Source organism: Pseudomonas sp. TUM25319 (assembly GCF_056388475.1).
Genome location: NZ_CM150751.1, coordinates 3,578,712 through 3,602,393, shown reverse-complemented (window position 1 = coordinate 3,602,393; position 23,682 = coordinate 3,578,712). Strand labels below are relative to the sequence as shown.

Genomic DNA, 23,682 nt, shown 5'->3' with positions numbered 1-23,682 from the left:
GGTGTGGAAAAAGCAACAGCGCCGCCGTGACGCTGGCCGGGACAGCCCGCGAAACACGGGCCTCGCTGCGCTGGCACAGGCTTTGCCCTGTTTCCCGCTTTCGAACCGAACGAAGTGAGCACCATGTCACTGGACTACCTGGGCAACCCCATCGACACCGACGACCAGGACGCGCGCCGCGCTCTGGATGATTTCATCGGTGGTTTCATCGGCTACCAGCCCCGCGCCGAAGCCATTCTGGCCAGCGCCGACCGTCATCCCGAGTCGGCCCTGAGCAATGCCCTGGCGGGCATCCTGCTGATGTTCGTCGAATCCCCCGAAGGCCCGGGCCTGGCCGAGGCCTATCGGCAGCGCGCTGCCGCCGTGGAGTCGGCGCATCCACGGGCAGCGCTGTACCTGCAGTTGCTCCAGGCCTGGATCAGCGATGACCTGGACCGCGTGCTGAGCCTGGCCGGCCGCCTGCAGGCGCAGTACCCTCGCGACCTGTTTGCCGCCAAGCTCAATCAGTACGTGGAGTTCAACCGGGGCAACTGGCCGGCGCTGCTGCGGGTTGGCCTGAAGGCGGTGGCAGCAGCGCCGGACATCGCCCAGAGCCACGGCATGCTGGCCTTCGCCTACGAGCAGTGCCACCTGCTGGAAGACGCCGAAGCCAGCGCCCGCCAGGCCCTGGCGCTACAGGCGGACGAACCCTGGGCCCAGCATGCCCTCGCCCACGTGATGCTGACCCAGGGCCGGATCGAGGAAGGCATCGTCTTTCTGGACAGCGTCAAGCAGCACTGGGAAGGGCTGAACTCGTTCATGTACACCCACAACTGGTGGCACCTGGCGCTGTTCCATCTGGCCCGGGGCGACGAGACGCGGGTGCTGGAGATCTACGACCGGCATGTCTGGGGCATCCTGCCGCAGTATTCCCAGGACCAGATCGGCGCGGTGTCGCTGCTGGCCCGGCTGGAGCTGGCGGGCGTCGATGTCGGCGAGCGCTGGCAGGCACTTGCGCCCTGGTTGCAGAAGCGCCAGGCCGACACCGTGCAGCCGTTCCTCAGCCTGCAATACCTGTACGGACTGGCCCGCGCCGACAAGCCCGAAGCCGACCTGCTGCTGCAATCCCTGCGCGTTCATGCCCACACGGCGCCGGCCTTCAGCCGGGCAGTATGGGCCGAAGTCACCCTGCCCCTGGCCGAGGGGCTGCTGGCCCATGCCCGTGGCGACTATCCCCGCGCCGCTCGACTGCTGGCCGGCAGCCTGCCACGGCTCAACGAAATCGGCGGCAGCCATGCCCAGCGCGACCTGTTCGCGCAGATCGAACTGGACGCCCGCCTGCAGGCTGGTGACTGGGAAGTGGCCCAGCAAACCCTGGAGCTGCGCCGTCGCTACGACAGCCTGGACGTGCCAACCAACCGCAGCCTGGCGCGGGTCTACCGCAAACTGGAACTGCCGGCCCTCGCCCGCCAGGCCGAGGACCGGGTCGTCCAGGTGCTCAGCGCAGGCTAGTGCGGCGAGCTTCGAACACGCCCCGGGCAATCGCCCGGGCCACGCAGTCGGCAGCGGCCGAACCGATGCTGCCGATACGCACCTGACGCTGGGCGCCGCCGCCCAGCTCCACCGCGCCGGAGGCCAGGGCGAACACCGTGTCGCCGTCGAACGGCAGGTGCGCCGGCCGCACCGCCCGCGCGATACCGTCCTGGGCCATGATCGCCACCCGCTTGCATTCGGCCGTGCTCATCTGCGCCGTACTGGCGACCACCACAAGCGTGGTGTTGGCCCCGGCCTGCAGGCGTCCCATGGAGTCCAGGCGCGACAGCTCGGGAATCGGGTCGCTGCAATCCTGATCGCCTTGTGGCCGGGCGCTGCCGAATTCACCGGCGATTTCCCAGGGCCAGGCCCAGAAGGTTTCGCCGTCGGGCATGTACACCGAGCCGATCGGGTTGGCCACCACCAGGGCCGCGACCATCAGGCCGTCGCCCAGGTCCAGCGAGGCCGAGCCCAGCCCGCCCTGCAGCACCCCGGCCATGGCCCCGCGCCCGGCACCGACGGCGCCGAGGGCAAATACCGTGTCGGCGTTGGCCAGCGCCTCGAAACCGAGGCGACGGTAAGGCGGCTCCAGGCCCCATTGCTTGTCGCCGCCATTGGCCAGGTCGTGGAGCACCGCGGCGGGCACGATGGGAATGGCCGGGGCGCCGGCCTTCAGGTGCAGGCCGACACCTTCGGCGGACAGCGCCGCGGCCACGCCATCGGCAGCGCCCAGGCCGAACACCGAGCCGCCGGCAAACACCAGGGCGTGCAACTGGCCGACCATGTTTTCCGGTTCCAGCGCCGCCGTTTCGCGTCCGCCGGGGCCACCGCCACGGATATCGACGCTGGCGGTCCAGACACTGTCGGTACGGATCACCGTGACCCCGGTGTCGACCCGTGGATCGGTGGCGTGGCCGACGCTGAGGCCGGGGATGTCGGTGAGCAGGTTGCGAGGTCCGGGGTATGGCATGAGCAGCGATCCATTGGAAATTGGTCAGGCTGTTCAGCAAGCGACGTGCCAGCCCGGCCGATGGCTGAGCCTTTACTGTGGACGCTGGCTTGCCAGCGATGAGGCCCGCAAGGCCTGCGAACCTTCGTTGTAGAAAAACCAACACCTTGTCCGCGCCACCGCTGAAAAATCACCAAGCCACCCAGCCTTCACCTGCCAAACCCCTGTTTCCTATGGGTTTTCCCGACTGGCACAGCCCTTGCTCCTTACCCATCACCAGAGCTTGCCCCAACAAGCCGCCCCCTACTGACCTCATCGGAGTAAGCCCTTCATGCGTTCCTCGAACTTCGGCGGATTGCGCCCGCCGCATAAAGTCTTCGCCTTCAGTCTGCTGTTCCTCGCCCTGAGCGAGGCGGCCACGCCGGTGCTGGCCGCCGACAGCGACAACCCGCTGGACACCGTGGTGGTGATCGGCAACCGCGGCCAGGCCCGCACCCTGGCGCAAAGCCCGGCGCCGGTGGACGTGATCTCCTCCAAGCAACTGCTCGCCACCGGCCAGGGCGACCTGACCCGCGCCCTCAGCCGCGTGCTGCCGTCGCTCAACCAGCCGGCCTCGTCCGGCTTCGGCTCCACCTCGGTGGTGCGCCCCATCAGCCTGCGCGGTCTCAACGGCGATCAGGTACTGGTGCTGGTCAACGGCAAGCGCCGGCACAACAGCGCTCTGCTCAACAACGGCACCTACCTCAACTCCGGCTCGCAGCCGGTGGACCTGGACATGATCCCCACCGCCCTGGTGGACCATGTCGAAGTCCTGCGTGACGGCGCCTCGGCCCAGTACGGCTCCGACGCCATCGGCGGCGTGGTCAACATCGTGCTGAAGCAGACCGACCACGGCGGCAGCGTCTCCACCACCTACGGCCAGAACTACGAGAACGGCGACGGCGAAACCTCGCGGCAGACCGGCAACGTCGGCCTCGCGCTGCCCAACGACGGCTTCATCAACCTCGCCCTGGACGTGAAGCAACAGAAGATCTCCGACCGCTCCGACAAGGCGCCGTACACCGACAGGGCCGGCAACACCAGCCTGCAGCACACCTACTACGGCACCGGCCTGCCGGAGGCGCGCAACTTCAGCCTGGGCTACAACGCCGAGCTGCCGGTGAACGATGCCCTGAGCCTGTACTCGTTCTCCACCTACACCCGGCGCAATTCCGAGAAGCCCCTGGCGTTCCACCAGCCGGCCAGCTTCGACGGCATCGCCACGCCCTTCCCCGACGGCGTGGAAGACACCCTGCGCTTCATCGAAAACGACTTCCAGGCGGCCTTCGGCGGCAAGGGCAACGTCGCCGGCTGGGACTACGACCTGTCCACCACCTACGGCCAGGACCACGCCGAAGCCACCCTGCGCCATACCTACAACCTCAGCTATGGCGCCGCCTCGCCCACCTCGGTGGACACCGGAGTAAAAACCTTCAGCCAGTGGACCAACAACCTCGACCTGACCCGCGCCTTCGACCTCGGCCTGGCCAGGCCGACCCAGATCTCCTGGGGCCTGGAGCACCGCTACGAGAACTACAAGATCGGCAAGGGCGACTACGCCTCCTACGCCAGCGGCCCGTTCAGCACCGGCGCCAGTGGCAACCCGATCGCCCCCGGGACCATCTCCGGCGCCGGCACCACCCCGGCCGACGCTGCCGAAAAAGGCCGCACCAGCCTCGGTGCCTACGCCGAGATCGGCCAGGACCTGACCGACCACTGGCATGTGGACCTGGCCAGCCGCTACGAGGACTACAACGACGGCTCCGGCACCACCCGCAACGGCAAGGTCTCCACCCGCTACCAGCTGACGCCGATCCTCGCCGTGCGCGGGACCTTCAGCACCGGCTTCCGCGCGCCGTCCCTGGCCCAGCAGATCTACAGCTCGACCTCCCAGAGCAACGTCAACGGCAACCTGATCGACTACCGCAACGTCGCCGTCGACTCCGCCGTGGCCAAGGCCTTGGGCGCCACCACCCTGAAACCGGAAAAATCCACCAACGTCAGCGTCGGCCTGACCCTGCAACCCAACGACGTCACCAGCATCACCCTCGACGCCTACCAGATCAGGATCAAGGACCGCATCGCCCAGACCGGCTACCTCGGCGGCACCGCGCAGATCAACGCCATCCTGGCCGCCGCCGGGCTTGCCACCAATCAGTCGGTGACCTACTTCACCAACGCCCTCGACACCACCACCCGCGGCATCGACCTGGTCGGCGACTACCGCCAGGACCTCGGCGCCTGGGGCGGCCTGCGCTACACCCTCGGCTTCAACTGGAATACCACCGAGATCGATGACATCCACGCCTCGTCCGTGGCCCGCCAGGCCCTCGGCCCGACCGGTGGCTACGACCGTCAGCGCCAGGGCAACCTCAAGCACGGCCTGCCGGAATCCAAGCTGCTGCTGGGCGCCACCTGGACCTTCGACAAGCTCGACCTGAGCCTGAACCTGACCCGCTACGGCGAGTACACCCAGTACGGCACGCTCGAGGCCTACGACCGCACCTTCTCGCCGGCATGGATCACCGACCTCAACCTCGACTACCACCTGACCCCGGCCCTGACCCTCACCGCCGGCGCCAACAACCTGTTCAACCAGTACCCGGAGCGCACCAACCTGCCGAGCAGCTCGGGCGCCTTCCCCTACGGCAACTTCTCGCCATACGGCACCACGGGTGGCTACTGGTACACCGGCCTGAGCTACAACTTCTGACCCGCCGCCCTGCCGGGGCGCCGGCAGGGCTTTTCGTCGCAACACGGGAGCCCGATTCCATGACCCGCCGCACCGATCAACTCAAGCTGGGAGCCTTTCTGGCCAACAGCGGTCATCACGTCGCCGCCTGGCGCCACCCCCTCGCCCAGGCCGATGCCAGCCTGGATTTCGACCACTTCAAGGCCGTCGCCCGCAGCGCCGAGCGGGGCAAGTTCGACGCGCTGTTCGTCGCCGATGTAGTCGCCCTCTGGGGCCATCACCTCGATGCCCTGAGCCGCACCGCCCGTGGCGAACACTTCGAGCCGCTGACCCTGATGGCCGCCCTGGCCGCCGTCACCGAGCGCATCGGCCTGATTGCCACCGCCACCACCAGCTACAACGAGCCGTACCATATCGCCCGCAAGTTCGCCTCCCTCGACCACCTGTCCAAGGGCCGCGCGGCCTGGAACCTGGTGACCTCGGTGGTCTCGGACGAAGCCTGGAACTTCGGCCGGGAAACCCATATCCAGCACGCCGACCGCTACCAGCGCGCCGAAGAATTCCACGACGTGGTCAAGGGCCTGTGGGACAGCTGGGACGACGACGCCTTCCCCCGCGACAAAGCCAGCGGCCAGTACTTCGACCCGGCCAAGCTGCACACCCTCAACCACCGTGGCGAGCATTTCACCGTACGCGGACCGCTCAACGTGGCACGGCCGCCCCAGGGGCATCCGGTGCTGGTCCAGGCCCTGGCGGCGCGGGTCGCCGAGGTGATCTTCGCCTCGCACCATGAGCTGCCGGCGGCCCAGGCGTTCTACCAGGACATCAAGCAACGGGCTGCCGCCCTTGGCCGCGACCCCGACCACATCAAGATCCTGCCCGGCGTCACGCCGTTCATCGGCGATACCCGTGAACAGGCCCAGGCGTTGTTCGACGAGTTCCAGGCGCTGATCGACCCGGTGCTGGGCCTGCGCCTGCTGGCCGATACCCTCGGCGAAGACATCGACCTGTCCGGCTACGACCTCGACGGCCCCCTGCCGGACACCCCGCCCGGCGAACGTGGCAGTCGTCGCGACCAGGTGCTGGAAGTCGCCCGCCGCGACAACCTGAGCATCCGCCAGCTTTACCTGCGTTTGGCCGGCGGCAACCCGGTGATAGGCACCCCCGAGGACATCGCCGATACCTTCGAAGCCTGGTTCCAGGGCCGCGCCTGCGACGGCTTCAACGTGTTCTTCCCGTACTTCCCCGGCTCCATCGACACCTTCGTCGACCAGGTGATTCCGCTGTTGCAGGCACGCGGGCTGTTCCGCCATGACTACGAGGGCCGCACCCTGCGCGACCACCTCGGCCTGCCACGCCCGGCCAACCGCTTCAGCGTGAACGCGGAGGTGCCTGCGTGAAGACGCTGCCCTGCCTGTTGCTGGCCCTGTGCGGCCTGAGCGCAACCCCGGCCTTCGCCCTGAACATCCTGCTGAGCAACGACGACGGCTATCGCCATCCGAACATTCGCGCCCTGTACAGCGCCCTCAAGGACGCCGGGCACCAGGTGAAGATCGCCGCGCCGCAAAGCGAACAGAGCGCCCGTGGCGGCGCCTTCATCTATGGCCGTGAGGTCAGCATCGGCCGCGACGACGACCCGGCCTACCCCGACAGCTACTACATCAGCACCCACGAAACCGGCCTGTGCAGCAGCCCGGACTGCGCCGGCAAGGAGGTGCAGATCGAAATCAGCGGCACGCCGGTAATGGCGTTGCTCATGGGCCTGAAGAAAGTGCAGCCGGAACCGGACCTGGTGATCGTCGGCCCCAACCCCGGCAACAACGTCGGTGCCATCAATACCGCCTCGGGCACCTTCAACGCCGCCAGCTTCGCCGTGCGCGCCGGCTACCCGGCACTGGCGGTAAGCACCGACCTGAAGGACAAGGACCCGCAACGTGTCGCCGCCCAGGTGGTGAAACTGGTGGCCGCCCTCGACCGCCACCGCCAGCCCGACGGCAGACTGCTGCCGAGCGGGCTCGGCCTGAACATCAACTTCCCCGCCGACAGCACCCTCAAGGGCGTGCGCCTGACCCGCATCGGCAGCTACGTCGGCTTCGACACCCAGTACACCGATGACCTCGGCAACCTGTTCCCGAAACTGGCCGGCAAGCCCGGCATCAGCTTCCAGTACGCTGCGCCGGCGACCCCGGCCCAGCAGGACGACGAAGCCGTGTGGCTGGCCAAGGGTTACCTGACCATCAGCCCGTTCAACGGCCAGCTCGAATCCACTGACCAGGCCGGCGCGGCCAGGGCATTGGCCGCCCTGCCGCTGATCCCGCAGGAGCAACGACCATGAGCGGCGGATTCTCCCTGGGTTTTCTCAACCGGGTCTATCACCCGCAGTTCGACGCCCGGGTCTACCGTGACACCGTCGAACTGTTCCAGGTCGCCGAGGAGCTGGGCTTCGACACCGGCTGGGTGGCCCAGCACCATTTCGCCAGCGAGCAGGGCCGCCTGCCCTCGCCGCTGGTGCTGCTCGCGGCGGTCGCCCAGCGCACCCGGCGCATCGGCCTCGGTACGGGGATCATCGTCCTGCCGCAGGAGCAGCCGCTGCGCCTGGCCGAAGATGCCGCGGTACTCGACCTGCTCAGCAGCGGCCGGCTGGAGCTCGGCGTGGGCGCCGGTTTCGACCCGGACAGCTTCCGCGCCTTCGGCCTGCCCCACGAGCAACGTCACCGCGATTACGAACTGCACCTGCAACGACTGCAGAGCGCCCTGGGCAACGGTCCGCTGAACGCCGACGGTCTGCGCTTGCAGCCGCTCGCTACTGGCCTCGGCGGCCGTCTCTGGGAAGCCACCTCACGGGTGGAACTGGTGGCGGCGCGGGGCAACGGCCTGATCATGGCGCCCAATCCGCATCTGCCGCCCGAGGCCGGGATCGAACTGGTGGAGCGCTATCGCGCCGCCTGGACCGGCGACAACGGCACGCCACCGCGGGTCGCCAGGGTCCAGGGCGTGTTCCCCCACACCGGCGGCGACAACCAGGCCTTGCGCACGGACATCCGCGCCTACCTCGAACGCCAGCACAGCATCGGCGTCTATCAAGGCCCGCTGGACGGCGACTTCGATGCCACCCTCAAGCACCTCGGCGTGCTGCACGGCTCGGCCGAGGCCATCATCGAAGGCCTGCGCGGCGGCCCGCGACTGGGCCGGCACGACCACCTGATCGTCCAGGTGCAAAGCGCCAGCACCCGCTGCGCGACGCCATCCGCGCCCTGCAGTTCATCAGCGAACAGGTCGCACCGGCCCTCGGCTGGCGCCGCGCCGCCGCGACCTCCACCCAGGAGCCTGTCCTGTCATGAGCAACGTCACTCCCCGCCCGTTCAAACTGGGCTTTCTCAGCCATGCCTTCGGTGAAGACCCGAAACAGGTCTACGACGACCTGCTGGAGCAGTTCGAAGTGGCCGAAGCCCTGGGCTTCGACGGCGGCTGGATCGCCCAGCACCACCTGAGCAACGGCTTCGGCAGCCTGCCGTCGCCGCTGCTGTTCCTCGCCGCCGTGGCCGAGCGCACCCGCCATATCGAACTGGGCACCGGGGTCATCGTGCTGCCCTTCGAAGACCCGGTGCGCCTGGCCGAAGACGCCAGCGTGCTCGATCAGCTCAGCGGCGGCCGGGTGCAATTGGGCCTCGGCAGCGGCGGCGCCAACCTCGACAGCTTCAGCGCCTTCGGCCGCGACGCCGGGCAACGGCAACAGCGTTTCAGTGCCGACCAGCAGCACCTGCAGCGTCTGCTCGAAGGCCATCCCGCCAGCGCCGACAGCGACCTGACCCTGCAACCGCCGGCCCCCGGCCTGAGCCAGCGCCTGTGGCATTCCCATGGCAGCAGCGAAGGCGCGGCCTACACCGCCGCGCAAGGCAACGGCCTGCTGCTCGGCACTGCCACCCATGATCCGCTGACCGTACAGAAACCCTTGGCCGACGCCTACCTGCAGGCCTGGCAACACCGCGACAGGGCGCCGAGGATCGGCGTGGTCCGCGCGGTGTTCCCGGCCAACGACCGGGCCACGGCCCAGGCCGAACTGGCGCCGGATATCGAGCGGCATATCCCGCGCCTGCAACGGGAAGGCCTGATCGACCAGGCCGTGGACCTGCAGGAGCATCTGCGCCTGATGAACGTGCACCACGGCCACCCCGACGAAGTAATCGCCAGCCTGCGCCAGGACCCGTCGCTGCTGCCCTACGCCGACTACCTGATCGTCGTGGTGCAGGCCGAAAGCTCGACCCAGGCCCAGGTGCTGAAGCGCCTGGAAATCATTGCCCGGGAAATCGCCCCGGCGCTGGGCTGGCAACCCCGCGCTACCCAGCGTGAAGCGGCAGTGGGATGATGGCGAACCTTCCTGTTTCCCCCGTTGCGGAGCCCGTGCATGGCCCTTGAGTTCAGTTGGCAATTGCCGCTCTGCGGGCCCGACGGTGCCAGTGACTGGGGCGCCCGCCCCGGTCAGTGGATCCAGCTCGCCCAGGCGGTGGAGTACGCCGGCATCGATGGCCTGTGGATTCCCGGCGGCGCCCCCTGCGCCGACAGCCTGGGTGTAGCCGCCGCGCTCTGCGCCCATACCCAACGCCTGCACCTGACCGTCAGCGTACCGCCGGAAGTGGTCCTGCCGGCAGCCCTGGCCGCGACGCTGCAAAGTCTGCAATCCATCAGCGCCAACCGTGTGCGCCTGCACCTGCCCGACAGCGATCGCGGCAGCCTGCGCCAGGCCTTCGGCGAATGGCTCAACCGGGACCAGCGCAGCGAGCGCATCGGCGAATACCTGGACATCCTCCAGCGGCTGCTGGATGGCAACGAGACCGGCTTCAACTACAACGGACGCTACTTCCAGCTGGAGAACGCCGGCTTCGCCCGCCGCGACCTGCCGGCACCACCGCTGCTGCTGGACGACAGCCAGAACACCGCGCTGATCGCCAGCCACGCGCACACCTGTCTGCTGCGCCCGGCGGCGCCCGCCTGGCTGGAGCAGGAAATCCGGCGCCTGCGCGATTCCCGGCCCGACCTTGAATTTGCCTGTGCCTTCGGCCTGATCCTGGGCGACAACGAAGAACAGGCCTGGGACGCCGCCGCCCGGCAACTGGCCGTGGACCTCCAGGCATTGGCGCAGACCGACACCGTGCCGAGACTGTCCCGCGACCGCCATCCCCTGCGTCGTTTCGAATGTCACCCCAACCTGCTGCAACTGCGGCCGGGGCAGCCGCTGTATCTGGTCGGCACACCCCAGCAGATCGCCACCCGTCTGGGCGAACTGCACGGGCTCGGCATCCGCCAGATCGTGATCCAGCACCAGCCGGCAGTGAGCGAAGTGCTGCGTTTCGGCGAGCGGATCCTGCCGCTGCTCCAGCAACAGGGCCTGAGCAAGGAGCGCCACGGCCATGGCCAGTGAACGCCGTACCCCCATCGAACTCGACTGGTTCCTGCCCACCAACGGTGATGGCCGGCACCTCACCAGCAGCGGCCTGCCCAAGGTCGGCCTGTTCCAGCAGGGCGAGCGCACGCCGACCCTTGATTACCTGCGGCAGATCGTCCGGGCGGCCGAGCTGTCCGGTTTCGACGGCATCATGGTGCCGACGGCCAGCGGCTTCGAAGACCCGTGGCTGATCACCGCCGTGCTGGCCCAGGAAGTGCGGCGCCTGCGCTTTCTGCTGACCCTGCGACCGGGCCTGGAACTGCCGGCCTGGAGCGCGCACCGTGCAGCGACCCTGCAACTGCTCAGCGACAACCGCCTCGACCTGCATGTGGTCAGCGGTTCCAGCCGTTTCGAGCAACGTTCGCTGGGCGACTTCCTCGAACATGACGAACGCTACGCGCGCACCGCCGAGTTTCTCGACGCCTTCCAGGCGGTCTGGGCCGGGCGTCGCCAGCCTCATCACGGGCGCTACTACCGCTGCGCCGGCGACACTCCCATCGACCCGCGGGCCCAGGCGCCGGCGATCTACTTCGGCGGCGCGTCCAGCGCGGCGGAACAGGTGGGCGCGGCCCATGCCCAGACCTGCCTGATGTGGTGCGAGCCACCGGCGATGATCGCCGAGCGCATCCAGCGCATGCGCGAGCTGGCCGCAGGGCATGGGCGCAAGCTGCGTTTCGGTTTGCGCGTGCACGTCTTCGCCGCCGCCACCGACGAGGCAGCCTGGAGCCATGTGGAACGCCTGCTGGAGGAGATCCCCAAGGACGCCATCGACCGCGCCCAGTTGCAGATGGCGGCGTACGAGTCGGTGGGACAGTCGCGGCAGACGGACCTGGTCAAGGGCCGTGGCAGACGGGCGCGGGAACTGGAAGTCTCGGCCAACCTCTGGGCCGGAGTCGGCCTGGTCCGCGGTGGTGCCGGCACGGCGCTGGTGGGCAGCTACCAGCAGGTGGCCGAGCGGATCGAGGAATACCATCAGTTGGGCGTGGACTGCTTCATCCTTTCGGGGTTTCCCCACCTGGAAGAAGCGATTCACCTGGGAGCGGAGTTGTTGCCGCAGTTGCGCCATCTGGGCGCAACCCGATCACGGCGCCGGAGCTGACACCGCTTACGGGTTGCGGCCCTTCAACATCCCGTGGTTCACCAGCAAGGTGCGCATGGCATTGCGGGTGATGCCCAGCAACTGCGCCGTGCGCAACTGGTTGAAGCTGCAATGGGCAAAGGCCTCGCGCACGATCAGATCCTCGATATCGTGCAGCAGCGAGTCGCCCGGGGTCTCGAACAGCCGTAGCAACTGTTCGCGGATCTCTTCCTGGGGCAGCTTCGGCGCACCGGACGGCCCGGCCTGCAGGGCACTCAATCCCGCCGAGAACTTCAGGTGCTCGGGCCGGATCGGTTTGTCTCCGGCCACCAGCAGTGCCAGGTGCACGACGTTTTCCAGCTCGCGGATGTTCCCCGGCCAGGGATAATCCAGCAGCGCCTGGGCCGCCGATTCCGAGAGCATCGGTTCGCTGATCTTCAGCCGCGCGCTGTACAGCTTGCGAAAATGCTCCACCAGCGGCAGCACATCCAGCGGCCGTTCGCGCAGCGGCAGCACCGCCACCTGGGCGACGTTGATGCGATAGAACAGGTCGAGGCGGAAGTTGCCCGCTTCCACTGCCTGCTCGAGGTTGACGTTGGTCGCGGTGACCAGGCGGATATCGATCTTCACCGGCTTGCGCGAACCCACCCGCACCACTTCCTGCTCCTGCAGCACCCGCAGCAGTTTCACCTGCAGCGGCAACGGCAGGTCGCCGATCTCGTCGAGGAACAGGGTGCCGCCATCGGCCTCTTCGAACCAGCCGGCTCGCCGGCCAACCGCACCGGAAAAGGAGCCGGCCTCATGGCCGAAGAATTCGCTCTCGGCGAGGTTCTCGCTGATGGCGCCGCAGTTGACCGCGACAAAAGCCCCCTTGCGGCCACTGGCGGCGTGGATGTAGCGGGCGACCAGCTCCTTGCCTGTACCGGTCTCGCCGTTGATCAGTACCGGCGCATCGCTCGGCCCGACCCGTTGCAGGTACTCCAGCAACTGGCGTGAGCGGGGATCGGCGAAAACCAGCGCCTTGGCGCGGATCGACAACGGGTCCTTCTCACCCTGGGGCAAGGTCAGGATGGGGTTCGGCTGTCCGTGAGAACCGCTCATGGCAAATACGTCCCGGTGTAAGCATCTGGTGGGTAAGGCTGTACTCTACTGGCGCTGGCTTATAGCCAGAAATATTAAAAAAGCATTAGAAAATAACCGCTTGAACAGTCTGTTGATTCCGCAACAACCTGCGCCGGGCACTGTTGCGAATCAAGCGCCGACACCCTGGCCACCCCCGCCAACGCCGGAAAATTCTTTCAAAATCATGACAGAACGATGATGGCATAGCGCTTGCTATCGCCTCGTCTGCTTACTCTTCACAGAGCGGCCCTTACGCGAAACGGCACCGTCGCCGGCTTCGCATCGCCTTGTTCAAGGGATACCCGCCATGCCAACACGTCGCACCCCTCACCCTGTTCGTCCGCTCGCCCGCCGACCGCTGCTGCTGGCCAGCGCGCCGCTGCTGTCGCTGCTGGCCACGGACGCCTTCGGCCAGCAGGCCGAGAACGAAACCACCACCGCCTTGCCCCAGGTCACCGTCACCGCCCAGCGCCAGGAAGAATCGGCCCAGGACATCGGCATCGCCCTGACCGCCCTGAGCGGCCAGGACCTGCAGGACAAGGGCGTCACCGGCGTCAACCAGTTGCAGAACTACGTGCCCAACCTCGACATCGCCCCGCAGTACGGCAGTGGCAACCCGCTGTTCCGCATTCGCGGCGTCGGCCTCAAGGACTACGGCAGCAACAACACCTCCACCGTCGGCGTATACCTCGACCAGGTGGCACTGCCCTACCCGATCCAGACCCAGGGCCAGCTCTTCGACCTGGAGCGGGTGGAGATCCTGCGCGGCCCGCAGGGCACCCTGTACGGGCGCAACAGCACCGCCGGCGCGATCAACTTCGTCACCAACAAGCCAACCCGCGAGCTGCATGGCGGGCTCACCGCCAACTACGGTTCCTACGACGCAGGCAGCGTCGAAGGCTTCATCTCCGGGCCGTTCAGCGACACGCTGCGCGGGCGTCTGTCGTTCCTCACCGAACAGGGTGGCGCCTGGCAGGAGAACCGCGTCACCGGGCAGAGCCTGGGCGACAAGGACAACACCTCGCTGCGCGGGCAACTGGACTGGGATGCCAGCGACAGCGTCAACTTCAACCTCACCGTGCATGGTGGCCAGGACAAGTCCGACAGCCGCGGCTCATACCTGTACCAGGGGCTCAAGCCCAATGCCACCTACGGTTCACGGTACGCCGCCATCGCCCCGGAAAACGACGGCAAGCACACCGGCTGGGGCCTGACCGAAGGCTTCGCCGGCCTGACCGGGCTGTCGGCGAACGACAAGCCGCACCGCGACAACGACAACACCGGCTTCGCCCTGACCGGCACCTTCGACCTGAACGATCACCTTACCGTCACCAGCATCACCTCGTCGGACCAGTTCCGCCGCCGCGAGTACATCGACTGGGACGCCTCGGTGATTCCGCAATCCGACGAGTTCTTCGACTCGCAGATCGAGGTGTTCTCCCAGGAGCTGCGCCTGGCGTCCCATGACAACGAACGCTTCAACTGGCAGACCGGGCTGTACTTCGCCAAGGACCGCCTGGACGAGGAGTTCTACTCCGACTTCAGCGCCAACCTCGGCTACGGCACCTTCACCTCCTACCAGCAACGGTCACGCACCTACGGCGTGTTCGCCCAGGGCGACTACCGCCTGACCGATGACCTCAAGCTGATCGTCGGCCTGCGCCAGGAGAAGGAAAACCGCGAGCTCAACGACTTCAGCACCCGGCGCATCCTGGTCAGCAACGGCGCCTACAGCTTCGGCGCGAGCACCTTCCCCGCCGCCGACAGCGAACTGGAGAGCAACTCCACCTCGTGGAAACTCGGCCTGGAATACCAGCTCACGCCTTCGACCCTGCTGTACTCGACGGTCAGCCGCGGCATCAAGTCCGGCGGCTTCACCGCGTACAACTCCAGCTACGTCGACCAGATCGCCCCGGTCAAGCCGGAGAAGCTGCTGGCCTACGAGGTGGGCTTCAAGAGCGACCTGAGCAACACCCTGCGCCTCAACGCCGCGGCCTTCTATTACGACTACCGTGACCAGCAGTACCAGTCGCAGGTGTGGATCAGCCAGCAGGTGGGCAACGTCGGCCGCCTGGTCAACATCCCCAAGTCGAAGATCTATGGCTACGAGCTGGAACTGCAATGGGAACCGCTGGCGGGCCTGACCGTGGGCCAGTACTTCGGCACCAAGAAGGGCAAATACCTCGACTATGAAGGGCTCAACAGCACCGCGACCCGTGCGGTCAACTTCGCCTATCCGGTGTACACCGACTTCTCCGGGTCGAGCCTGAGCAACTTTCCGGAAACCAGCTACGGCGGCCAGGTGGAGTATGTCTGGGAGATTCCCGGCTTCATCCTCAGCGCGCAGAGCGACTACTCCTACCACGACAGCATCGCCGGCAGTAACGGCACTACCACCGACGCCTACTGGCTGGCCAACGCCCGCCTTGGCCTGAAGCCGGTGAACGGCAACTGGTCGGTGGCACTGTGGGCGCGCAATCTGTTCGACAAGCAATACGACCTGTACCACGGCTCGTTCCTTTCCAACGCGCAGATGGCCACCCCTGGCGATCCACGTACCGTCGGCCTCCAGGCCGGCTACAGCTTCTGAGGAGCGTTCATGAGCCGAGATCTGCACCGCCGGCAGGCCCTGCGCCTGCTGGCCGGCGTCGCCGCAGCACCGTTGCTGCTGCGCTACGGTCGTGCCCTGGCTGGCGTGGCCTCGCCTTTCGGTCTGGGGGTCGCCAGCGGCGATCCCTGGCCGGACGGCTTCGTCATCTGGACCCGCCTGAGCGCCGGGTTGCCGTATCCGGGCGACGAGCAGGCGCTGCCTTCGAGCATTCCGGTGGACTGGGAAGTGGCCCTCGACCCGGGCTTTCGCCGTATCGCCCAACGCGGCCGGACCCAGGCCCTGACCCTCAACGGCCACGCCGTGCATGTGGAATTGCGCGGCCTGGCGCCCGGTCGCGAGTACTGGTACCGCTTCATCGCCCTGGGCGAGCGCGGCCCGGCGGGCCGGGCACTGACCCTGCCGGCCCTCGGCGCCCCGACCAATCGCCTGCGCCTGGCCGTGGCCTCCTGCGCCCATTACGAGCGCGGCCTGTTCAGCGCTTACCGGCACATGGCCGAGGAACGACCGGACCTGGTGCTGTTTCTCGGCGACTACATCTACGAATACAGCAATGCCCCGGATACGCCGGGGCTGGCCCGTTCGTACAACGCCCCGGAAGCCACCGACCTGGCCGGCTATCGCTATCGCTACGCCCTGCACCGCACCGACCCGGACCTGCGGCAATTGCACGCCGCCGCGCCGTGGATCGCCACTTGGGACGACCATGAAGTGCAGGACGATTATTCCGACGTTTATTCGAAAGACCCGGCCATCACCACAGCGCGCTTCCAGCAGCGCCGTGCGGCGGCCTACCAGGCGTTCCTCGAGAACATGCCGCTGCGCCGCCCGCGGCTGGGCAGCAACGGCAGCCCGCTGATCTACCGCCGCTTTGCCTGGGGCGACCTGGCCAGCCTGCCCGTGCTGGACGGTCGCCAATACCGCTCGAAACAACCGTGCTACCAGGCGCCGAACTTCGGCAAGGGCCATATGGAAGTGGAAAGCTGCAGCGACCTCGCCGATCCCGGGCGCACCCTGCTCGGCTTCGAACAGGAGCGTTGGCTGTATGACGGCCTGAAACGCAGCGAGGCGCGCTGGAACCTGCTGGCCCAGAACCTGCTGATGGCGCCGCTGCGCGCACAGCGACCGGACAGCGGCGAAGCCCGCTACTGGACCGACAACTGGGACGGCTACCAGGCCGCCCGCGGGCGCCTGATCGACAACCTGCAGGGCAGCCGCGTGGCCAACCCGGTGGTGCTCAGCGGCGACTACCACTCGTTCTGGGCCAACCACCTGCACGAACGCCCGGAAGATCCCGGGTCGCGGCTGGTGGCCGCGGAATTCGTCGGTACCTCGATCACCTCCAACGGCCCGAGCTACGAGGCGATCCAGTCGATACTGCCGGCCAACCCACAGATCCGTTTCTATGACAGCCGGCCCCGGGGCTACCTGTCGCTGGACCTGGACCGGGAGCGGCTGGAAGTGAAGATGCAGGCGATTTCCGACCGGCTGGACCCGCAGGCGAGCGTGTCGACCTTGAAACGGTTCGTTGTGGAGAGTGGCAGTCCGAGGGTGCACGAAGCCTGACAACCTCATTCCGGACACTGTCCCACATCAGAAGCTCGCTCCTACAGAGCCAAGCCAAAGCCTCGTAGGAGCGGGCCTGTTCGTCTTCCAGCACCCCGAAAGCCAGAGGAAAACATCTACCCTGCCAGTCGCTCCGAATGACTGCTCAAGGATGTTTTCGTGTTGCTCACCAGGTCTCTTCGCCCTCTCCTCACCTGCTGCTTCGCTTTGCTGTACGGATGCACTTCATCGGCACCCCATGCAGACGAAGCCGTCAGTCCCGCGGAAAACGAGCTTTTTCAGATCGCCTTCGTGATGGCCCTCAAGGAGTCCATTACGCCTTATATCCAGGGACCGGCAAACCTCGTGATCAGGCTCAAGATCGTTATCAATCGCGAGGGGCGCCCGCTGTCATGCGAAGCCAGGCTACCCACCCCATCAGTGCCGGTGCAGCAAACTGAACCAGCACCGGATGCGGACATGAATGAGTTGATCGAGGTTGCCGAGCGGGTGTGCCTGCAAGCCGTTTATCCAAGAGCACCGGCTGCGCTCTACGACAAGCGTGGCCGGCTGGAGATCAATGCGCCGATCCGTGTCAATGTCCAGTCCGGAACCATTGCCGACTCGGTGCGCGACAGTCTCCGCCAGCAATTCTTCCGGCGGCACTTGTTCGCTCACGAGCGGGTGGACAGTATCGGGACAGCCCTGGTTCGCTATAAAAGCGACCAGACCGGGCGTATCCAGAGCTGTCTGGTGGAGTTGATACCGACGGCTGTACGCCCCAACAACTTCAGGATGGACAGGGCCCTGGAGAAGCGGCTGAGCCAATCCTGCATGAAGCTCAACCTGAGCCGGATGCCTGGGTTTGCGCTGAATCAACAGCAGCAGGCCGAGGGCATGATCAGCCTGCAATATGCGCCGTGGATGGTGGGGAGGCCATAGGGCGTCCGCCGGTAGATAGTCAGTGTCCTTGAGATCGAGCGCCGCCTACGCGGCGCATCGCCGGCAAGGCCGGCTCCCACAGTTTGAAGTCGATCTCAAATCCAGGCACGACGCGAAACCTGGGGTGGCTTGTCGGGACGCCGAACCGCAGCGATGCGCCGCGCGGGCGGCGCTCGATTTCAAGACCCCTGAAGATACAAAGCGAGGCATCCCCCCCTACAACGGCACCGTCAACTTCACCCAGTACGCATCCCCCTCCGGCCGGTTCCGCACGTCGGTCTCATGCTGCCATTTGGCAGTAATGAACCACCCCGACGCATCGCTGTACTTGATCGACGGGCCGATGGCGAAGGCCTTGCCCTTGTTGTCCTCGACCCGCTCACCGTACTGCCGGTCGTCGGTGGTCTGCTGGTAGATATATCCGCCCACACCCACCACCCAGCCATTGCCTAGCCCCCACCCCAACGCATAGTCGGCATGGGCTTCCTGCCCGGAGCGGTAGTCGGTACTGCGGTTGCGGGCATTGAAGTCGTACATCAGCTTGAGGTCGAGGTTCGGCCCGTCGGGGTCGACGTAGCTGAACGCCGCTACCGGCTCGGCGACCCAGTAGTTGCGGCCCAGGTTGGTCTGGCGGTCACGGTCGTAGCTGCCGGTGGGGGCGATGATGTCCAGGGCGTAGACGGCGTGGAACTTGTCGCTGTAGTGATAGCCCAGCGCCGGGCCGAAGATCATGTCGCCCAGGCCACGGCGATGGTCGCGGTTGCCGTTGACCGTCACGCTAAGGTCCACCAGCGGTGCAATGGCCTGGAACGCCAGGCTGCCGCCCAGTACGGTCTGTGAGGTCACCCATACCAATCGCGGCGCAACCACGTTGGCCCGCAGGCGAAAATCCAGCGGCAGCGAGCGGCCATCGTTGCCCATCAGGTCGTCAGCCGCATAGTGCTGGGCATAGACCTGGGCATACCAGCCCGGCGGCGGCAAGGCGCCGGACATATAGTTCTCGGCGCCCATGGGATAGGACGAACCACCGCCTTCGGTGGCCCAGCCGGGCGTGGCCACGGCCAGCAGCGAGGAAGAAACAGCGAGCAGGATCTTGTTGTTCATGGTGTCGGTCCTTTGTTCAGGGCGAACGCCGCCCACGCGCCAGCCGCGCGGCTGAGCACCACGGCGTTCAGGAAAGATCGGGAAGAAAGCGGATCAGCGTCGGCGCAGCGGCCAGAAGTCGAGGAACTGGCTCAGCAGCACCATCAGCGGGAAGGTCATCGCCAGCAGCGCCGAGGCCAGCCAGAACTCGCGGGTGTAACCCGGCGCGCCGCTGTCCATGGGCCCGCTGATCCACGGGGCCAGCGCCCAGTACAACGACGACAGCAGGCCTCCGGCAACGATCGCCAGCAGCAGTTGCAGCGGGCCGCGCCCTGCGCGTCCGGCAAACAGTTGCCCTTCGAACATCAGCAACGGCACCAATACGCCGAACAACAGGGCGATGGCACCACGGACCATGAACGGCACCGGCTCAAGACCCAGCCCGCGGGTGCCCAGCCCGTACAGCCCGGCGCTCACCAGCAACACCCAGAGCCCGCGGGCGATTCCGGCCCAGGGTTGGCCGCTGATTCGCGACACCGGCCAGAAATCCAGCAGCAGACAGGCGAAGATCACCGCCACGGTGGTCACGGAAAACGCCAGGATCTCCAGCGCCGGCAACGCGCCGTGAGGGTCGAGACGCGCCTGGTAGAACGGCGCACCGGCCAGGGCCGAGAAGTCGAACAACAGGCTGAACAGCCCGTAGCCCAGCAGGTACGCCACCGCGAGAATACCCAGCCCCAACCCCAGCGGATGACGCCACAGCGCCGCCAGCGGCCAGCATTCCCAGACCAGTACCAGCCAGAAGGTCACCAGCACGCAGAAGATCACGTACATCAGGGTGAACGGCGTCGGCGGCCCGACCTGCTGCGCCTGGGTGACGAACACCAGCCCGGCGATCACTGCGGCCGCCAGCAGGGTCAGCACCAGTTGCGCCAGCCCCCGCCCCGGCTGCCCCAGTCCACCAAGCCAGTGCGGGTACTGGTTGCGCCAGACCATCGACAGCACGATCTGCGGCGGTACGCAGCACACCAGGCAGAAGGTCGCCCAGGTGGCGAAAAACCCGCCGCTCATGCAACTGATCGCCAGCCACGACACCAGCATCACCAGCGCCAGCCCGAGCAGACCGGTGACTGGCTGACGGGACGCCAGCAAGGCCGCCCCGGGGACTTCCATCACGCTCACATCGCTATTGTTCTTGTTGTCCATGTGCGGTTTTCCCGTTGGCCTCAACCGGCCTTTTTCAAGAGATCCAGCGCCACGTCGACGATCATGTCTTCCTGACCGCCCACCATGCGCCGCCTGCCCAGTTCCACCAGGATGTCCAGGGTCTTCAGGCCGTGTCGCTCGGCGGCGATCTCGGCATGCCGCAGGAAGCTGGAATAGACCCCGGCGTAACCCAGCCCGAGGGTTTCCCGGTCGACCCGCACGGGCCGGTCCTGCAAGGGGCGAACGATGTCGTCCGCCGCGTCCATCAGGGTGTAGAGGTCGGTGCCGTGGTTCCAGCCCAGGCGCTCGGCAGCGGCGATGAACACTTCCAGGGGTGCGTTGCCCGCCCCCGCGCCCATGCCGGCGAGGCTGGCGTCGATGCGGTCGCAACCCTCCTCCACCGCCACGATCGAGTTGGCCACGCCCAGGCTGAGGTTGTGGTGGGCGTGCATGCCGGTCTGGGTTTCAGGGTTCAGCACCGCCTTGAAGGCGCGCATGCGGTCGCGGATGTCCTGCATGTTCATGGCGCCACCGGAGTCGGCCATGTAGATGCACTGGGCGCCGTAGCTTTCCATCAGCTTGCCCTGGGCCGCCAACTGTTCGGCGGGGATCATGTGGCTCATCATCAGGAAGCCCACCGCGTCCATGCCCAGTTCCCGGGCATAGGCGATGTGCTGGCGGGCTACGTCGGCCTCGGTGCAGTGGGTGGCGACGCGGACCACCCGTGCGCCGGCATCGTAGGCCGCCTTGAGGTCGTGGACCGTGCCGATGCCCGGCAGCAGCAGCGTGGCAATCTTCGCGTGGCTGACCACGTCCGCCACCGCCTCGATGTACTCAAGGTCCGAATGACGGCCAAAGCCGTAGTTGAAGCTCGAGCCCTGCAGGCCGTCGCCGTGGGCGACTTCGATGGAATCGACCCTGGCCTTGTCCAGCGCCCGGGCGATTTCACGGGCGTTGTCCAGGGTGTACTGGTGGCGGATGGCATGGCTGCCATCGCGCAGGGTGACGTCGGAGATATAGAGTTTCTTGCCGTTCATGGGCGCCTCAGAGTTTCACGCAGATGTTCTTGAGTTCGGTGTAGAACTCCAGGGAATGCACGCCGCCCTCGCGGCCGATACCCGACTGCTTGCTGCCACCGAAGGCGGTGCGCAGGTCGCGCAGGAACCAGCTGTTGACCCAGATGATTCCCGCCTCCAGTTGCCCGGACACGCGATGGGCGCGGCCCAGGTTTTCGGTCCACAGAGTGGCCGACAGGCCGTAGCGGGTGTCGTTGGCCAGGGCGATGGCTTCTTCTTCGGTGTCGAACGGCCGCACATGGCAGCACGGGCCGAAGATCTCCTCGGTAACCACCGGCGAGTCGTCCGGCAGACCGGTCCAGATGGTCGGCTGCACCCAGGCGCCACCGGCCAGCTCTGCCGGCATGTGCGGGACATCGCCACCCGTGACGACGGTGGCACCGGCGTCCCTGGCCTGCTGGTAATAGGACAGGACCTTCTCCCGGTGGGTCAGGCTGACCAGCGGGCCCAGGGTTGCCTTGGGATCATCCGGCGCGCCGATCACCAGCGCCTCGGCCCCGGCTTTCAGGCGTGCGACGAAGGCGTCGAAGACCGGCCGCTGCACATACAGCCGCTCGGTGCCCAGGCAGACCTGGCCGCTGTTGGCGAACGCCGAGCGCAGGGTGCCTTCCACCGCCTTGTCCAGATCGCAGTCGGCGAAGACGATGCCGGCGTTCTTGCCACCCAGCTCCAGCGACACCGGACGCACGCCGCGAGAAGCAGCACGCATGATGGTTTCGCCGGTGCCGGTCTCACCGGTGAAGGTGAAGGCATCCACATCCGGGTGCGCCGTGAGGAATTCACCCGCCGAGTTGCCGCCCAGGCCCTGGACCACGTTGTACACGCCCTTGGGCACGCCAGCGGCGTTCATCACCTCGCCCAGCAGCGCGGCGGTACTCGGGGTTTCTTCCGAGGGCTTGACCACCACGGTGTTGCCGCAGGCCAGTGCCGGACCGACCTTCCAGGTCATCAGCAGCAACGGCAGGTTCCACGGGCTGATCACACCGATCACCCCGCGTGGCCGGCGTACCGCGTAGTTCAGCGCGCCGCTGCCGTCCGGGGTGTCCATCTCGAAGGTCTCGGCGGCGACGTTCTTCACCGAGTCGGCAAACACCTTGAAGTTGGCCGCGCCCCGGGGGATGTCGATATGGCTGGCCAGGGAACGGGGTTTGCCGGTGTCACGGCACTCGGCGGCGAGGAATTCCTCGAAGCGGGCCAGGATACCGTCGGCCACCTTGTGCAGGATGGCACCGCGCTCGGCCACACTCATCCGTGCCCAGGGGCCCTTGAGTGCGGCGCGGGCGGCGCGCACGGCGGCGTCCACTTCGGCTTCGCCGGCCTCGAAGACCCTGGCGAACACCTGGCCGTTGCTCGGGTCGAGCTTGTCGAAGGTGCGGCCGCTGGCCGAGGCGACGTACTCGCCGTCGATGAAATGCTTGATCTCTTGCATGGGGCAGACCTCAGGTCAGTACGGTGAGGAAACGTTCGTTCAGGGCACGGTTGTGGTAGAAGATCGCCTTGCCCAGCTCGTCCGCCGACCAGGTCTGCGGCTTGTGGTCGGGGTAGTTGTAGTCACCCCCGGCGAAGACTTCGTTGCGGTTGCCGGACGGGTCGAAGAAGTACACCGTCTTGCCGTGGGTCAGGCCGTGACGGGTCGGGCCGATGTCCAGCGAGGAATTGGTCATGGAAATCAGGTCGGCGGCGCGCAGCACGTCGTCCCAGGTTTCCAGGTAGAACGACACGTGGTGCAGGCGGCCCGGCTCGGCGTGCTGGATGAAGGCGACATCGTGGGCCTTGGTGGCCAGGCTCATGAACTGGGCGACGCGGTTGCCCTGGTCGTCCACCACCTGCTCGGCCAGGTAGAAGCCGAGCACGTTGACCAGCAGGTCGTAGGTGGCCTGCAACTCGCCGCCGTACAGCAGGCAATGGTCGAAGCGCACCGCGCGCATGCCCTTGAGGCCACGGGGCCAGGCTTCCGGGTTGAAGTCCGAGACGCCCCACTTGCCGGTGTATTCCTTTTCCGCGTACAGCTCGAAGACGTGCCCCGACGGCAGGTCGAACTGTACCCGGCGACCGCAGCCCTGCAGTTCGCCGGCGGGGATGTTGCGCACCGTGCACCCCCAGGCCCGCAGTTCGCCCTCGAGGGTTTCCAGGGTCGGCTCGTCGATGACCTTGTAGCCCATGAAGTCCATGCCGGCCTCCTCGGCCTGCACCAGCACCACCGAGAATTTCTCCACCTCGGTCCAGGCCTTGAGGTAGACCCGGCCCTGCGCGTCGCGGCCGGTCTCGATCAGCCCCAGCAGATTGATGTAGTGCTCCAGTGCCTGGGCCATGTCCAGCACCCGCAGCTGGATATGGCCAGGACGCAATACGCCTTTCTTCATGATGAATACCTGTTGTGATTGTTA

General features: G+C 66.8%; 18 protein-coding genes. 11 read left to right on the top strand and 7 right to left on the bottom strand.

From position 1 onward, the window contains the following. Positions 1 to 123 precede the first annotated feature (123 nt). Positions 124 to 1,491 (top strand): tetratricopeptide repeat protein, encoded by a 1,368-nt coding sequence (locus AC05QJ_RS16830; protein WP_476742454.1) that lies wholly within the window; start codon positions 124 to 126, stop codon positions 1,489 to 1,491. Here AC05QJ_RS16830 and AC05QJ_RS16825 read toward each other — a convergent pair. Next, positions 1,478 to 2,482 carry a P1 family peptidase gene (locus tag AC05QJ_RS16825; protein ID WP_476742453.1) on the bottom strand — a complete coding sequence of 335 codons (1,005 nt, stop codon included), beginning with the start codon at positions 2,480 to 2,482 and terminating at the stop codon, positions 1,478 to 1,480. The two genes, AC05QJ_RS16830 and AC05QJ_RS16825, sit on opposite strands and share 14 nt — an antisense overlap. Positions 2,483 to 2,792: 310 nt before the next feature. Here AC05QJ_RS16825 and AC05QJ_RS16820 point away from each other — a divergent pair, with 310 nt between their 5' ends. From AC05QJ_RS16820 to AC05QJ_RS16790, 7 genes are read left to right on the top strand one after another with little or no spacing between them, the layout of a single operon-like run. Then, the gene (locus tag AC05QJ_RS16820; protein WP_476742452.1) at positions 2,793 to 5,213 is read left to right on the top strand and encodes a TonB-dependent receptor plug domain-containing protein; all 2,421 of its coding nucleotides are present in this window, start codon (positions 2,793 to 2,795) and stop codon (positions 5,211 to 5,213) included. Positions 5,214 to 5,272: 59 nt separating this feature from the next. Then, a complete protein-coding gene (locus AC05QJ_RS16815) occupies positions 5,273 to 6,592 on the top strand; it encodes an LLM class flavin-dependent oxidoreductase (RefSeq protein ID WP_476742451.1) in 1,320 nt (439 codons plus the stop codon). Beyond that, positions 6,589 to 7,527 (top strand): 5'/3'-nucleotidase SurE, encoded by a 939-nt coding sequence (locus AC05QJ_RS16810; RefSeq protein WP_476742450.1) that lies wholly within the window; start codon positions 6,589 to 6,591, stop codon positions 7,525 to 7,527. The genes AC05QJ_RS16815 and AC05QJ_RS16810 overlap by 4 nt, the downstream gene beginning before the upstream one ends. Continuing rightward, entirely contained in the window at positions 7,524 to 8,588 is a 1,065-nt protein-coding gene (locus AC05QJ_RS16805) for an LLM class flavin-dependent oxidoreductase (RefSeq protein WP_476742449.1), read from the top strand. The genes AC05QJ_RS16810 and AC05QJ_RS16805 overlap by 4 nt, the downstream gene beginning before the upstream one ends. Further along, a complete protein-coding gene (locus tag AC05QJ_RS16800) occupies positions 8,530 to 9,558 on the top strand; it encodes an LLM class flavin-dependent oxidoreductase (RefSeq protein ID WP_476742448.1) in 1,029 nt (342 codons plus the stop codon). The genes AC05QJ_RS16805 and AC05QJ_RS16800 overlap by 59 nt, the downstream gene beginning before the upstream one ends. Positions 9,559 to 9,597: 39 nt before the next feature. Next, a complete protein-coding gene (locus AC05QJ_RS16795; protein WP_476742447.1) occupies positions 9,598 to 10,611 on the top strand; it encodes an LLM class flavin-dependent oxidoreductase in 1,014 nt (337 codons plus the stop codon). Next, positions 10,601 to 11,734 (top strand): LLM class flavin-dependent oxidoreductase, encoded by a 1,134-nt coding sequence (locus AC05QJ_RS16790; protein WP_476742446.1) that lies wholly within the window; start codon positions 10,601 to 10,603, stop codon positions 11,732 to 11,734. The genes AC05QJ_RS16795 and AC05QJ_RS16790 overlap by 11 nt, the downstream gene beginning before the upstream one ends. 6 nt (positions 11,735 to 11,740) lie before the next feature. Here the strand turns inward: AC05QJ_RS16790 and AC05QJ_RS16785 are convergent, their stop codons facing one another. Beyond that, positions 11,741 to 12,814, bottom strand: coding sequence for a sigma-54 interaction domain-containing protein (locus AC05QJ_RS16785; protein WP_476742445.1), 1,074 nt, complete (start codon positions 12,812 to 12,814; stop codon positions 11,741 to 11,743). A 328-nt stretch (positions 12,815 to 13,142) separates the two neighbouring features. Between AC05QJ_RS16785 and AC05QJ_RS16780 the strand changes: the two genes are divergently transcribed. From AC05QJ_RS16780 to AC05QJ_RS16770, 3 genes are all read left to right on the top strand, one after another. Beyond that, entirely contained in the window at positions 13,143 to 15,425 is a 2,283-nt protein-coding gene (locus AC05QJ_RS16780; protein ID WP_476742444.1) for a TonB-dependent receptor, read from the top strand. 9 nt (positions 15,426 to 15,434) lie between these two features. Next, positions 15,435 to 17,009 (top strand): alkaline phosphatase D family protein, encoded by a 1,575-nt coding sequence (locus tag AC05QJ_RS16775; RefSeq protein ID WP_476742443.1) that lies wholly within the window; start codon positions 15,435 to 15,437, stop codon positions 17,007 to 17,009. Between the two features lie 159 nt (positions 17,010 to 17,168). Continuing rightward, complete coding sequence (locus AC05QJ_RS16770) at positions 17,169 to 17,930, top strand: hypothetical protein (RefSeq protein WP_476742442.1); 762 nt, start codon at positions 17,169 to 17,171, stop codon at positions 17,928 to 17,930. Positions 17,931 to 18,146: 216 nt separating this feature from the next. On the opposite strand, the gene AC05QJ_RS16765 is transcribed toward AC05QJ_RS16770, so the two are convergent. The 5 genes from AC05QJ_RS16765 to AC05QJ_RS16745 all read right to left on the bottom strand — a co-directional run bounded on the left by AC05QJ_RS16765 (position 18,147) and on the right by AC05QJ_RS16745 (position 23,658). Further along, positions 18,147 to 19,034 carry a SphA family protein gene (locus tag AC05QJ_RS16765; RefSeq protein ID WP_476742441.1) on the bottom strand — a complete coding sequence of 296 codons (888 nt, stop codon included), beginning with the start codon at positions 19,032 to 19,034 and terminating at the stop codon, positions 18,147 to 18,149. A 93-nt stretch (positions 19,035 to 19,127) separates the two neighbouring features. After that, positions 19,128 to 20,219, bottom strand: a complete 1,092-nt coding sequence (locus AC05QJ_RS16760; RefSeq protein ID WP_476742440.1) for a hypothetical protein — start codon at positions 20,217 to 20,219, stop codon at positions 19,128 to 19,130. A 20-nt stretch (positions 20,220 to 20,239) separates the two neighbouring features. Continuing rightward, positions 20,240 to 21,256: a 4-hydroxy-2-oxovalerate aldolase gene (gene dmpG / locus AC05QJ_RS16755; RefSeq protein WP_476742439.1), complete on the bottom strand. Its 1,017-nt coding sequence runs from the start codon at positions 21,254 to 21,256 to the stop codon at positions 20,240 to 20,242. 7 nt (positions 21,257 to 21,263) lie between these two features. Continuing rightward, entirely contained in the window at positions 21,264 to 22,724 is a 1,461-nt protein-coding gene (locus AC05QJ_RS16750) for a 2-hydroxymuconic semialdehyde dehydrogenase (RefSeq protein WP_476742438.1), read from the bottom strand. Positions 22,725 to 22,734: 10 nt separating this feature from the next. Further along, positions 22,735 to 23,658 (bottom strand): catechol 2,3-dioxygenase, encoded by a 924-nt coding sequence (locus tag AC05QJ_RS16745; RefSeq protein ID WP_476742437.1) that lies wholly within the window; start codon positions 23,656 to 23,658, stop codon positions 22,735 to 22,737. Positions 23,659 to 23,682 lie beyond the last annotated feature (24 nt).